This is a genomic window from Herbaspirillum sp. (assembly GCF_035644555.1).
Taxonomy (GTDB): Bacteria; Pseudomonadota; Gammaproteobacteria; order Burkholderiales; family Burkholderiaceae_D; genus Herbaspirillum.
On the sequence record NZ_DASQOH010000052.1, the window covers coordinates 232,968 to 246,468 of the forward strand.

General features: G+C 63.0%; 13 protein-coding genes. 11 read left to right on the forward strand and 2 right to left on the reverse strand.

From position 1 onward, the window contains the following. Positions 1-8: 8 nt before the first annotated feature. On the reverse strand, positions 9-284 hold the full coding sequence (locus VE092_RS14915; protein ID WP_324877998.1) for a metal/formaldehyde-sensitive transcriptional repressor: 276 nt from the start codon (positions 282-284) through the stop codon (positions 9-11). A 249-nt stretch (positions 285-533) separates the two neighbouring features. Here VE092_RS14915 and VE092_RS14920 point away from each other — a divergent pair, with 249 nt between their 5' ends. The 11 genes from VE092_RS14920 to VE092_RS14970 all read left to right on the forward strand — a co-directional run bounded on the left by VE092_RS14920 (position 534) and on the right by VE092_RS14970 (position 12,995). Next, entirely contained in the window at positions 534-2,249 is a 1,716-nt protein-coding gene (locus VE092_RS14920; protein WP_324878000.1) for a methyl-accepting chemotaxis protein, read from the forward strand. A gap of 195 nt (positions 2,250-2,444) precedes the next feature. Then, the gene (locus tag VE092_RS14925; RefSeq protein ID WP_324878002.1) at positions 2,445-3,317 is read left to right on the forward strand and encodes a CheR family methyltransferase; all 873 of its coding nucleotides are present in this window, start codon (positions 2,445-2,447) and stop codon (positions 3,315-3,317) included. Then, positions 3,314-3,919, forward strand: a complete 606-nt coding sequence (gene cheD / locus VE092_RS14930; protein ID WP_017450917.1) for a chemoreceptor glutamine deamidase CheD — start codon at positions 3,314-3,316, stop codon at positions 3,917-3,919. Before VE092_RS14925 ends, cheD begins: the two co-directional genes overlap by 4 nt. Before the next feature lie 50 nt (positions 3,920-3,969). Then, entirely contained in the window at positions 3,970-5,046 is a 1,077-nt protein-coding gene (locus VE092_RS14935; RefSeq protein WP_324878005.1) for a chemotaxis response regulator protein-glutamate methylesterase, read from the forward strand. Positions 5,047-5,234: 188 nt separating this feature from the next. Further along, positions 5,235-5,630: a chemotaxis response regulator CheY gene (gene cheY / locus VE092_RS14940; protein ID WP_180668759.1), complete on the forward strand. Its 396-nt coding sequence runs from the start codon at positions 5,235-5,237 to the stop codon at positions 5,628-5,630. Position 5,631: 1 nt separating this feature from the next. Then, a complete protein-coding gene (gene cheZ / locus VE092_RS14945; protein ID WP_414653501.1) occupies positions 5,632-6,282 on the forward strand; it encodes a protein phosphatase CheZ in 651 nt (216 codons plus the stop codon). Positions 6,283-6,646: 364 nt separating this feature from the next. Beyond that, positions 6,647-7,822, forward strand: a complete 1,176-nt coding sequence (gene flhB / locus VE092_RS14950) for a flagellar biosynthesis protein FlhB (RefSeq protein ID WP_324878010.1) — start codon at positions 6,647-6,649, stop codon at positions 7,820-7,822. Positions 7,823-7,824: 2 nt separating this feature from the next. Continuing rightward, positions 7,825-9,936 carry a flagellar biosynthesis protein FlhA gene (gene flhA, locus VE092_RS14955; protein ID WP_324878012.1) on the forward strand — a complete coding sequence of 704 codons (2,112 nt, stop codon included), beginning with the start codon at positions 7,825-7,827 and terminating at the stop codon, positions 9,934-9,936. Beyond that, on the forward strand, positions 9,933-11,417 hold the full coding sequence (gene flhF / locus VE092_RS14960) for a flagellar biosynthesis protein FlhF (RefSeq protein WP_324878014.1): 1,485 nt from the start codon (positions 9,933-9,935) through the stop codon (positions 11,415-11,417). The genes flhA and flhF overlap by 4 nt, the downstream gene beginning before the upstream one ends. Before the next feature lie 34 nt (positions 11,418-11,451). After that, complete coding sequence (locus VE092_RS14965) at positions 11,452-12,252, forward strand: antiactivator of flagellar biosynthesis FleN protein (RefSeq protein ID WP_324878016.1); 801 nt, start codon at positions 11,452-11,454, stop codon at positions 12,250-12,252. A 5-nt stretch (positions 12,253-12,257) separates the two neighbouring features. Next, positions 12,258-12,995, forward strand: a complete 738-nt coding sequence (locus VE092_RS14970; protein ID WP_006462687.1) for an RNA polymerase sigma factor FliA — start codon at positions 12,258-12,260, stop codon at positions 12,993-12,995. Positions 12,996-13,224: 229 nt separating this feature from the next. On the opposite strand, the gene VE092_RS14975 is transcribed toward VE092_RS14970, so the two are convergent. Further along, a partial coding sequence (locus VE092_RS14975; RefSeq protein WP_324878019.1) for a flagellar protein FlgN occupies positions 13,225-13,501 on the reverse strand: 277 nt, incomplete at its 5' end.

Consider the following 13,501-nt stretch of genomic DNA (forward strand, 5'->3'; position numbering starts at 1 on the left):
CTGCGGACTCATTTGGCGTAGCGACGGATCGCCTCCAGGACTTCCTCCAGCCCCTGGCTGCGCTCCTGGTCGCTCAGTCCGGGGCGGGCCACATGTTCTCGGGCGTGGGCTTCGATCAATTCATCCATCAACCCGTGCACGGCGCCGCGGATGGCAGCGGCCAGGTGCAAGGTGCGGCCGCATTCGGCGTTGCCTTCCAGCGCACGTTCCAGTGCCTGGACCTGGCCGCCGATGCGCCGGACCCGGTTGAGCAGGGCATCCTTGTCGCGCGTCAAATGTGCCATATACCATACCCCCCTATCCTATAAAAGCCGCATTATAAGCTGATGGTGTCGATCGCGGCAGGGATTTTGCAGGCGGCGTACGTCAGACTATCGTTCTCATCGTGTGGAAAAATACTTGCCCAAGTGCAGTTTTATTCAGTTATACGTAAGCTGTGCGCTATAGCCTCGGGATAATGCGGCCTGTTTCGTCCGCAGCCATATCTGCCCCGGGCAGCATAAAAGAAGCGGGTGACCCGCAAGGAGACAACAATGGCGAAGAACAGAAATGCCGCCGCGGCCAGTGCGGCATCACAAGCGTGGCAGGGGGCCTCGCCCTGGTTGGCTGGACTGGTGCTCGGCGGTGGTACAGCGGCGGGACTGGAGGCCGTAGGAGCCGAGCGGTGGCTTGCGGCACCCATGCTCAGTGTCGTGGCGGTGCTGTTGGGGATGCTCGGGTTTGCACTGGTGCGGGGGCGCGGCCAGCCGCGCGGCGATGCGCTGGTCGACCGCATCAGTGGTGAAATTGACCACATCATGATCGGCGCAGCTGAAACTTCCTTCTTCGTCGATACCATCAAGAGCAAGATCAGCAAGGACGTCGGCGCGGCTGATCGTATCGCCGCCAGCGCCGAGCAGAATGCGGCCACCACCGAGCAGATCGCCGCCAATGCCGAGCGCGCCTCGGCCATCGCCGCCGAAGTGCGCACCGAGAGCGTCAGCGGCCGGGCCGAGGTCGATCGCGGCCTGCAGCAGATCGGGCAGGCACGTACCGACGCCCTGTCGGCATCGTCGATGATGGCGCAGCTGCAGGAAAAGTCGCGCCGCATCCATGGCATCACCGAGGTCATCAGTGAAATTGCCGCGCGCACCAATCTGCTGGCGCTCAATGCTGCCATCGAGGCGGCGCGGGCCGGCGAGCAGGGACGCGGGTTTGCGGTGGTGGCAGGGGAGGTGCGCCAGCTGGCGCAGCGTACCAAGGAGGCCACCGACGATATCGGCGTCATGGTGCGGGCGATCACCGAAGAGGCCGAGCGGGCGGCCTCCGGCATGAATTCCCTGAGCACGCGCGTGCTGGAGGCGGCGCAAAACGTGGAAAAGGTGCATGCGCTGCTCAACAGCATCGAGCGCTCCTCCAGCCAGTCGCAGGAGCAGATCGAGGAAATCGCGGTCGCCTCGCGCGAGCATGTCCAGACCACCCAGGAAATCGCCGAGGCCATCACCGACATCCGCAATGGCATGCTGCAGACCGATGGCGAGCTGCCACGCGTGGCAGCGTCGGCGATGCAACTGTCGGAGCGCGCCGAGGCGGTATTCGAGGCCATCATCGATGGCGGTGCGCGCAGCGGGCACGATGAGATTCGCGAAGCCGCCACCGAGGCGGCCCATGCGGTGGGGCGTCTGTTCGAGGACGCCATCCGGTCGGGGCAGATTGCCGAGGCGGCTCTGTTCGACCGCAGCTACAAGCCCATCGCCAATACCTCGCCGCAAAAGCATTCCAGTCAGTTCGACGGGTTCACCGACCGCGTCCTGCCGCCGCTGCAGGAGGCGCTGCTGGAACGCATGCCGCAACTGGCCTATGCGGGCGCGGTGGACAATAACGGTTACTTTCCCACGCATAACAAGAAGTTTTCGCAACCCCTGACCGGCAACTATGACGTCGATCTGGTCAACAACCGCACCAAGCGCATCTTCAGCGACCGCACCGGCAAGCGCTGTGGCGCCAATACCAAGCCCTTCCTGCTGCAGACCTACAAGCGCGATACCGGCGAGGTGATGCATGACCTGTCGGTGCCGATCTACGTCAACGGCAAGCACTGGGGCGGGTTCCGCGTGGGTTACCGTTCCAGCCATGCGGCCGCACCCGGGACAGCGCCCATCACGACAGCACCTGCGGTTGAGCTGCCCGCATCGACTTCCGCATGCGGTCCCGGACGATTGCCGGCGGCGCCGCGCGGGGCAAGGCCGGTGAGGATTTCCAAGGTTTGAGAGGGGGATGCATGCCCGGCCCGGATTGACTTGCCGCAATAGGGGGGTAAAACCGTTTCATTTCCGGGGCTGATTTGCTTGACCCCGTCCGGCGCCTGATAGATTATTCGACGAGGGGACGCTCGCCCGCACGGGACGGGCGATAGATAGCAAGTGGCCAGCCTCCGAGCAGGCTGCGCCAGGGAAGGGAAGACAGTGAAGCCTACGGTGCCAAGCAAGGGCGAATCATCCGGCAAGGAGTTCGATTTCAATAGCCGTGATTTCGAGCGCGTGCGTGGCCTGATCTACCAGCGGGCCGGCATCGCTCTGGCCGACAGCAAGCAGGAAATGGTCTACAGTCGCCTGGCGCGGCGCCTGCGGGCCACCGGCATCACTTCCTTCCAGCAGTATCTCGACATGCTGGAACGCACCCACGATGCCGACGAGTGGGAAGCCTTCACCAACGCTCTGACCACCAACCTGACCTCGTTCTTCCGCGAAGCCCATCACTTCCCCATCCTGGCCGATTTCCTCAAGACCCTGAAGGAACCGGCCACCATCTGGTGTTCGGCCGCTTCCACCGGGGAAGAACCCTATACCATCGCCATGACCGCCTGCGAGGCCTATGGCTCGATGACGCCGCCGGTACAGATCGTGGCCACCGACATCGATACCAATGTGCTGGCCACCGGGGCCAACGGCGTCTATCCCATGGAGCGCATCGAGAAGATGTCGCCCGAGCGGGTCAAGAAGTTCTTCCTGCGCGGCAAAGGCAGCCATGAAGGTTACGTGCGCGTGCGCCCGGAACTGCGCAAGCTGATCACTTTCAAGCAACTGAACCTGCTGGCCGATGGCTGGCCCATCAACGGTCAGTTCGATGTGATCTTCTGCCGCAACGTGATGATCTATTTCGATAAACCTACCCAGAGCAAGATCCTGTCCCGATTCGTGCCATTGATGAAGCCTCATGCCTTGTTGTTCGCTGGCCATTCGGAGAACTTTCTGTATGTCTCCGATGCGCTCAAGCTCAAGGGCAAGACGGTCTATGAACTCAACGCAACGCAGCGTGGCGCAAGGACCAAGCCATGAGCCAGGCTTCCGAACAGATTGCCACCAATCTGTACTACGACCGCACCTTCGATTGCGATGCCGCCAAGATCCTGCCGGGGGAGTATTACTTCACCACCAAGGACATGATGATCGTCACCGTGCTGGGTTCCTGTGTCTCGGCCTGCATCCGTGACCGTGTCTCCGGCATCGGTGGCATGAACCACTTCATGCTGCCCGATGGCGGCGGCGACGACGGCAGCCCGATCTCGGCATCGGCGCGCTATGGTACCTACGCCATGGAAGTGCTGATCAACGATGTCCTCAAGTCCGGTGCCCGGCGCGAAAACCTGGAGGCCAAGGTGTTCGGCGGCGGCAACGTGCTGCGCGGCTTTTCGGCCATCAACGTGGGCGAGCGCAACGCCGAATTCGTGCGGCGCTACCTGAAGGCGGAAAACATCCGCGTAGTGGCCGAGGACCTCAACGACATCTATCCGCGCAAGGTGTACTTCTTCCCTCGTACCGGCAAGGTGCTGGTGAAAAAGCTGAAACAAATGCACAACAATACCCTGGTGGACCGCGAAAAAGCCTATGCCAGCAAGCTGGTTACCAAGCCGGTGGGTGGTGAGGTGGACCTGTTCTGACGAGCAGGCCGAAGTCACGGTGCATGACCGAAATTAGAGTGATTTGAGTGATGAAAATTAAAGTTCTTATCGTCGACGACTCCGCGCTGATCCGCAGTGTGATGCGCGAGATCATCGGCAGCCAGCCGGATATGGAAGTGGTGGGCGTGGCGCCCGACCCGATCATCGCCCGCGAGCTGATCAAGCAGACCAATCCGGACGTGCTGACGCTGGATGTGGAAATGCCGCGCATGGACGGCCTGGACTTCCTGGAAAAACTGATGCGCCTGCGCCCGATGCCGGTGGTGATGGTGTCCTCGTTGACCGAGCGGGGGTCCGAAATCACCCTGCGGGCGCTGGAACTGGGCGCGATCGACTTCGTGACCAAGCCCAAGATTTCGATCCAGAGCGGCATGCAGGAATATGCCGACATGATCGCCGAGAAGATCCGTGCTGCCGCCAAGGCCCGCGTGCGTGCCCGTCCGTCGCGCAGCGCCGAGCAGGCGGCCACGCCGGGAGAGGCCTTGCCGCAGATCCGCAATCCGCTCACCAGTAGTGAAAAGCTGATCATCATCGGCGCCTCCACCGGCGGCACGGAGGCCATCAAGGAATTCCTGATCCGCATGCCCTCGGATTGCCCGGGCATCCTGATCACCCAGCACATGCCGGAAGGCTTCACCCGTTCCTTCGCACAGCGCCTCAACAACCTGTGCAAGATTTCGGTAGTGGAATCGGCCGGCAATGAGCGGGTACTGCCCGGACATGCCTACATCGCGCCCGGCCATTCGCACCTCAAGCTGGTCCGCAGCGGCGCCAACTACATGACCCAGCTCGACCAGGGCCCGCCGGTGAACCGCCACCGGCCGTCGGTGGATGTGCTGTTCCAGTCGGCGGCGACCTGCGCCGGCAAGAATGCGGTGGGCGTGATCCTGACCGGCATGGGCAAGGATGGTGCGCAGGGCATGCTGGAGATGCGCAATGCCGGCGCCTACAACTTTGCCCAGGACGAGGCTTCCTGCGTGGTCTTTGGCATGCCGCGCGAAGCCATTGCCATTGGTGCGGCGCATGAAGTGCTGTCGCTGCAGGCCATGCCGGGACGGGTGCTGGCGTGGCTGGCGGAACACGGAAGCCGCGCCCTGCGCGTCTGAGGCGGGTGCGAAACTGGTCCGCACACGGAATGTTCTGCCAAATTTGCTGTTGCTGCACTACAATGCGTTGCATATGAGAGGCAGCGTGGGCGTTCAGCCCAGGCTGGGGTGAGAAGAAGGTGTCGGTTCAAGTTAGCGAATGCACTGGCCGATAACCAAGAATTCAATTGTTCAGATGGAGTCTTAGCATGTCGGGTCCCAATACCAAGTTCTTAGTCGTCGACGATTTCTCGACCATGCGCCGCATCGTGCGCAACCTGCTCAAGGAATTGGGCTACACCAACGTGGACGAGGCCGAAGATGGCGTGCAGGCACTGCAAAAGCTGCGCAGCGACCAGTTCGACTTCGTGGTCTCCGACTGGAACATGCCCAATATGGACGGCCTGACCATGCTGCAGGAAATCCGCAAGGATCCCGCCCTGTCCAAGCTGCCGGTGCTGATGGTGACCGCCGAAGCCAAGAAGGAAAACATCGTGGCAGCTGCCCAGGCGGGTGCCAACGGCTACGTGGTCAAGCCTTTCACGGCGGCGACGCTGGATGAGAAGCTGGCCAAGATCTTCGAAAAGATGGCCGCAGGTGGCTGACGTGGAAGGCGGCGTCCAACCCGCCCGCACTCCGTCCGCCGAGGGCGCCGGGGTCAGCGAAGAGGTATTGGTCCGGATCGGTCATATGACGCGCAACCTGCATGACAGCTTGCGCGGCCTGGGTTTCGACCGGCTGCTGGAAAAAGCGGCCAGCGACATGCCCGACGCCCGTGACCGCCTCGAATACGTGGCCCGCATGACCGAACAGGCCGCCCAGCGCGTGCTCAATGCCACCGAGCTGGCCAGCCCCTTGCAGGAGCGCATCCACGACGGTGCCGGCGAGCTCAAGGCGCAGTGGGAAGCGGCAGCCGCTGGTAGCTTCTCGGAAGCCCAGTACCGCGAACTGGGTGCGCGCACCTCGGCCTTCCTGGCGCAGGCTGGCGAAGACAGCAGCGTGACCAAGCAGCAACTGCTGGACATCATGATGGCGCAGGATTTCCAGGACCTCACGGGGCAGGTCATCAAGCGCGTCACCAAGCTGGCACACGACCTGGAATCGCAACTGGTGCAGCTGCTGGTCGACTACGCGCCCTCGGAGACCAAGCGCGAAGACACCGGCCTGCTCAATGGCCCCCAGATCGACCCGGCCGGCAAGGACGTCATCGCCAACCAGGGGCAGGTCGATGATCTGCTGGAGAGCCTGGGCTTCTGATCCTGCGTGTGTCTCAATCGAAGGCCTTGCATATTGTCTGATGGGCAATATGCAAGGCCTTCGTCCTTGTTGCTTGTTCAATATGTCGTGGAAATGCCACGTATAGCGTTCAACATGCAAATTTGTATTTGCCCTGTATCGCCTATGCCGGAAGGAGCGTGCGGTACACCGCCTTCGAGACGCGCCGTTCTGTCCAAGGCAGAGCCTGGGGCTTTTGCCTAGTCCGAAATGGGGGACGTTTTCGCCCCTATTCCCGTGATGATGGCGCCTCCCGGTCGCCAATAATCCTAGCCTATTGTTCTAGAAATCCGTCCAGCGCACGCGACGCGGGGCGGGCAAGCAGTTTTGCAGGGGGATACGGCGGATGGCCGAAGACAGCGATATGGAGCGGACAGAACCCGCCACGAGTAAACGCATTGAGCGTGCTCGTGAGCAGGGTGATGTGCCGCGCTCGCGCGAGCTGGCCACTTGCCTGATGCTGCTGGTCGGCGGGAGTTGCGTCTGGGCCTTCAGCGGCCCGGTCGTGACCAGCCTGGACCGCATCATGGTCGCCACCCTGAGCATGGAGCGCGCCGCGGCCTTCGATCCGGTGGTGCTGTTCAACATGCTCAGCGCCCATTTGCTGGATGTGGCCATTGCCATGATCCCCATCGCCTTCATGATGACCCTGGCCGCCATGGCCGCGCCGCTGATGCTGGGCGGTTGGTTGTTCAACGTCGAGTCGCTGGCCCCCAAGTTCAGCAAGCTCAATCCCATCAGCGGTTTCGGCAACATGTTTTCGGTCAATTCCCTGGTCGAGCTGGGCAAGGCCGTGCTCAAGACACTGCTGGTCGGCACCGTGGCCTGGATGGCCATCCGCAGCCAGATCGATGCCGTGCTCGGGCTGGGCGTGGAATCGCTCAAGACCGCCGGCGCCCATTCGGCGCAGCTGCTGTGGGTGAGTTTCATCACCATCGTCTCGGCGCTGATCTTCATTGCCGTGCTGGACGTTCCTTACCAGATCTGGAACTACGGCCGCAAGCTGCGCATGACGCGCGAAGAGGTCAAGCAGGAACACAAGGAATCCGAAGGTGACCCCCACGTCAAAGGCAAGATCCGAGCAATGCAGCGTGCCATGGCACGGCGCCGGATGATGGCCGAGGTACCGACCGCCGACGTGGTGGTGACCAACCCGACCCACTATGCGGTGGCGCTGAAATATACCGAAGGCAAGATGGGAGCGCCCAAGGTGGTGGCCAAGGGCGCCGACGACATCGCCGCCAAGATCCGTGAACTGGCGCGCGAGCACAAGGTGCCGCTGCTGGAAGCACCGCCCCTGGCGCGTGCCTTGCATACCCATACCGAAATCGGCGACGAGATTCCCGAGGCCCTCTATACCGCGGTGGCCGAGGTGCTGGCCTACGTGTTCCAGTTGCGCACCTATGGCAAGTTCGGCGGCAACCGCCCGGTAGAACCCACGGAACTGGATGTGCCCAAGGACCTCGACCCGGCCACCGCCCCCAAAAAGCCGCGCGGCCCCAAGAATAGAAGCAGGCAGTAACGATGGCGACCAAACTCAATACGATGAAAATCCCGGCCTGGGTGCCGGTCAAGAACAGCAAGGCGTTGGCGGCCCCGATCCTGATCGTCATGATGCTGGCGATGATGGTGCTGCCACTGCCGGCCTTCATGCTGGACCTGCTGTTCAGCTTCAACATCTCGCTGTCGGTGATCGTGCTGATGACGGCGCTCTACACCGTCAAGCCACTGGACTTCATTGCCTTCCCGGCCGTGCTGCTGGTATCGACCATGCTGCGCCTGTCCCTGAACGTGGCCTCGACCCGGGTGGTGCTGACCGAGGGGCATACCGGTCCGGATGCGGCCGGCAAGGTGATCGAAGCCTTCGGTCACTTCCTCATCGGCGGCAACTACACGGTCGGTATCGTGGTGTTCGTGATCCTGACCATCATCAACTTCATGGTGGTGACCAAGGGTGCCGGCCGTATCGCCGAAGTGGGCGCACGCTTCACCCTCGATGCGATGCCGGGCAAGCAGATGGCAATCGACGCCGACCTCAACGCCGGCCTGATCGGCGAGCCCGAAGCCCGCGCCCGCCGCAAGGAAGTGGCGCAGGAATCCGAGTTCTATGGCGCCATGGACGGTGCGTCCAAATACGTGCGGGGTGATGCCATCGCCGGCATCATCGTGACCGTGGTCAATATCGTCGGCGGCCTGGTGGTGGGGATGGTGCAACACGACCTGGCCTTCGATGCCGCACTGAAGAACTACACGCTGCTGGCCATCGGTGATGGCCTGGTGGCGCAGATCCCCTCACTGATCATCTCGACGGCGGCCGGCGTGGTGGTCTCGCGCGTGGCCAACGATCAGGACGTGGGCGGCCAGCTGATCAATCAGCTCTTCGCCAAGCCCGAAGTGCTCTACATTACCGCCATCATCATCGGCGGCATGGGGCTGATCCCGGGCATGCCACATATCGCCTTCCTGCTGCTGGCGGCTGCCATGGGCGGCGGCGCCTACGCCATCAGCAAGCGCGTGCAAACGGCCAAGGCCGAGGCCGCCGCAGCAGCGCCGCAATCGGCCGCCGCTGCCGCCGCAGCACCGGCCGAAGGCGAAGAGGCGACCTGGAACGACGTCATGCCGGTCGATACCCTGGGCCTGGAAGTCGGCTACCGGCTCATTCCGCTGGTGGACAAGGGGCAGGGTGGAGAACTGCTCAAGCGCATCAAGGGCATCCGCAAGAAGTTCGCCCAGGAAGTCGGCTTCCTGTCGCCGCCCATCCATATCCGCGACAACCTGGAATTGAAACCATCGGCCTACCGCATTACCCTCAAAGGGGTGGAAGTGGGCAATGGCGAAGCGCATGCCGGCCAGTACCTGGCGATCAATCCCGGCATGGTCACCGGCCCGCTGCCGGGCATGATGACTTCCGACCCGGCGTTCGGTCTGCCGGCGGTCTGGATCGACAACAGCCTGCGCGAACAGGCCTCCACCATGGGCTACACCGTGGTCGATGCCGGCACCGTGGTGGCTACTCACCTGAACCACCTGATCACCACCCACGCCGCCGAACTGCTGGGCCGCCAGGAGGTACAGAGTCTGCTGGACCACCTGGGCAAAGAGGCGCCCAAGCTGGTGGAAGATCTGGTGCCCAAGATGTTGCCGCTGGGTACCTTGCAGAAAGTGTTGCAGAACCTGCTCACCGAAGGCGTGCACATTCGCGACATGCGCACTATCATCGAAACCCTGGCCGAGCACGCCGCGCGCATCCAGGACCCGACCGATCTCACGGCCATCGTCCGTATCGCGCTGGGCCGGGCCATCGTGCAACAGATTTTCCCGGGCGAGAGCGAGTTGCCGGTCATGGCGCTGGACTCCAAGCTCGAGCGCCTGCTCATGCAGGCGTTGCAGGCCAGCGGCGACACCGGCGGCATCGAGCCGGGCCTGGCCGATTCGCTGGTGCAGCAGACCGAAATGGCAGCACAGCGCCAGGAACAGCTGGGCTATGCGCCCGTGCTGCTGGTGGGCGCGCCGCTGCGAACCTTGATGGCGCGCTTCCTGCGTCGCGCCATGCCGCAGTTGCGCGTGTTGTCGCACGCTGAAGTACCCGAGTCGAAAACGATTAAAGTTACCAGCCTAGTTGGAGGGCAAGCATGAACGTCAAGAAATTTATCGCCAACTCTTCCCGCGAGGCCTGGCGCCAGGTTCGCGAAGCGCTTGGCCCGGATGCCGTCATTCTCTCCAACCGCAACATCCCCGACGGGGTGGAGATCCTGGCCATGGCCAACGAGGACATGACCACCCTGGTAGCGCCCACCGGTGCGCGCGAGGGCGGTGCCCGTCCGCAGGCGGCCTCGATGCAGCAGCAGTCGGGCTTGCCGCCGGCGCAGCAGCCCAAGCGGCCGGCCTTGCTGTCGTCGCCGCTGGCGCAGCAGCCGGCCCGGGTCGCCCGCGCCGAGCCGACGCCCTTGCTGGACCAGCCGGCCCAGGGCCGGGCGCCGTCCCGCCCCCAGGAAGCCGCGCCCAGCGCCGATGCCCGGGTCTGGCGCAGTCGCCGTGCCGGCAGCGGCACGGCCCAGGCGGCCGCCACCGAATCGGGCGAGCGGGCCGAGCAGGATCAGCGCCCGCGTTCGGCGCTAGCGGAGTTCGACGGTAAGGATTACGACGAGATCCTGTCCGAGGTCATGAGCGAGATCCGCTCCATGCGCGGCGTGCTGGAAACCCAGCTGGCCGAGATTTCCTGGGGCGGTACGCAAAAGCGCGAGCCGCTCAAAGGTATCGTTCTGAAGGAAATGCTGGCCGCCGGCTTCTCTGCCAGCCTGTCGCGCCTGATCACCGAAAACCTGCCGGCCAACTCCAAGTCGCAGGACATCATGTTCTGGGTCAAGTCGGTGCTGGCCCGCAATCTCAATACCCTGGCCAACGAGAACGAACTGCTGGAAAACGGCGGCGTCTTCGCTCTGGTGGGCCCCACCGGCGTAGGCAAGACCACCACCACTGCCAAGCTGGCTGCACGCTGCGTCATGCGCCACGGGTCCGGCAAGCTGGCCTTGATCACCACCGACGGCTACCGTATCGGCGGCTACGAACAATTGCGCATCTACGGCAAGATCCTGGGTGTGATGGTGCATTCGGTGAAGGATGAAACCGATCTGCGCATCGCCCTGGAAGAACTCAAGGGCAAGCACACCGTGCTCATCGATACCGCAGGGGTGGGCCAGCGCGACCAGATGGTGGCCGAGCAGGACGCCATGCTGGCCGGTGCCGGCGTGGACATCAAGCGCCTGCTGTGCCTGAACGCCACCGCCACCGGTGGCACTCTCAACGAAGTGGTGCATGCCTACTCCAGCTCCGGTCTGGCCGGTTGCATCATCACCAAGCTCGATGAAGCAGCCACCATCGGCAACGTGCTCGATGTGGTGATCCGTCACAAGCTCAACCTGCACTACGTCGCCAACGGCCAGCGCGTGCCGGAAGACCTGCACGTGGCCAACAAGCTTTACCTGGCAGACCGTGCTTTCAAGCAGAAACGCGAGACCGCCCCTTTTGAATTCCAGGAAGGCGAACTGCCCGGTGTGATCGGTCCTACTGCGATGTCCATGAACGACAAAGGTCTGCGCGAGGTGAGCTTTGGCTAGTTACGATATCGACCAGGCCGCAGGACTGAGGCGGATGCTGGAGCGTCCGGTTCCCCGGCTGTTCACTTTCTTCTCGGTGCTGGGTGAAGAAGAGAAGAGTGCCATGCTCATCAATATTGCCGCCTCCCTGTCGCAGGCCAAGCACAATGTCTTGGTCGTCGATGGCGACGTGGCCAGCACCGGCCTGCTGACCCGCATCGGTCTGCGCCACGACGTGGCCACGCTGCAGGAAGTGGCGCGCATGGAACGTCCCTTGCGCGAGGCCACCCGCATGCTGCCGGAAGGCTTTGCCATGGCCCGTATTGCCCGTCGCAGCGTGCCGGTCGCCAGTGATCCGCAGGCCGGACGTCTGGCCGAGATTTTCGACAACCTTATCGAGCAGGCCGAAATCACCCTCGTCAACGGCGTGCTGGCCAGTGACCAGTCGCTGCCGGTGCCGACCATGGAAATGGGCGAGATCGTGATCCAGGTCTCGACCACGGCCACCTCGATCAAGGCCGCCTATGTGCTCCTGAAGAGCCTGAGCGACCGTATCGGACGCCGTCCCTTCAGCCTGATCGTCAATGACGCCACCGAGGCCGAGGCGCGCACCGTCTACGCCAACATGGCCCAGGCCGCCAGCCGCTATCTGGCAGCGCAGTTGAATTTCCTCGGCGCGATCCCTGCCGACGACCATATCCGCCGCGCTACCGGTCAGGGGCGGGCGGTGATGGATGTCTTCCCGTTCGCCGGCGCGGCGCTGGCCTTCCAGCGCCTGTCCAAGCGATTCACGGCGGGCGATGCTGCCCGCAGCACTTACGGAATGGCGACCGATGGTGCAAGCCTGGGAGTGTGACGTGCATGTATAACGTCAAGGGAAAAAAGGGCAAGAACGATGTGCTGGAGCAGCATGCGCCGCTGGTCAAGAAACTGGCGCATCAGCTCAAGGCCAAATTGCCCCCTAGCGTAGAGGTGGACGACCTGATCCAGGCCGGCATGATGGGTCTGCTCGACGCCGTCAACCGCTACGAGGAAACCCATGGCGCGCAATTCGAGACCTATGCCGTCCAACGCATTCGCGGCGCCATGCTCGACGAGCTGCGCAGCAGCGACTGGCTGCCGCGCAGCATCCGTCAGAACGCCCGCAAGGTGGACGAAGCCATGCAGGCCTTGTTGCAGCAACTCGGTCGCCAGCCGCAGGAAACCGAAGTGGCGCAGCACCTTAAGATCAGTCTCACCGAGTACCAGTCGCTGCTCAGCGAATGCGGCGGGCACCAGTTGATCTACTACGAGGATTTCCACGACGACGATGGTGGCCATGAACATTTCCTGGACCGCTACCAGACCGCCGAGTCCGACGACGACCCGCTGCAGAACCTGATCAATGGCGGCTTCCGCGAAGCCGTGGTGGATTCCATCAAGGCCCTGCCCGAGCGCGAGCAGATCCTGATGGCCCTCTACTACGAGCAGGAAATGAACCTCAAGGAGATCGGCGCCGTCATGGGCGTGTCCGAGTCTCGCGTGTGCCAGCTGCACAGCCAGGCGATCTCACGCATGCGCTCCTATCTGCGGGAGCATTCGTGGAGTGGGGTGGCCTGAGAAGTGATTTGCGTCCGGGAGGATGCGCTCCGGCATGCTCTAACGGCTCCTTCGGGAGCCGTTTTCAATTCCATCGAGCTCTTGTGTGCCGCCTTGGGTCTGATCCAGCTTGCGCTGAGCAGGTAAAGCTTGAGGCACCTGCACGGCACAAAAAAAGACCCCGAGGCATGGCACTCGGGGTCTTTGAATCTGCGGCGATTGCGCCCGTGGTGCTCGGCTTGGAGGGTGGTCAGACCACGCCGAGCCGGCGGCCGGAAGATTTGATGCTGTTCTGTCCATCCGGTCCATAGAAGTTGCCGGTGCCGGTCTTACCTTGCAGGATGGTCAGCGCACTCTGGTTGATCGAGAGTTTCTTGCCGATCAGTAAACCGTTGACACGGTTGAGCTCCTTGGCATCCTGGGCCAGTTCGAACAGGCCGGCCCAGACGTCCTTGTCGGCGTCGCTGCCGTGTTCGTTCATCCACTGCTGCATGCCGGCCTCATCTTCGCTGTAACCCAGGCTGCCC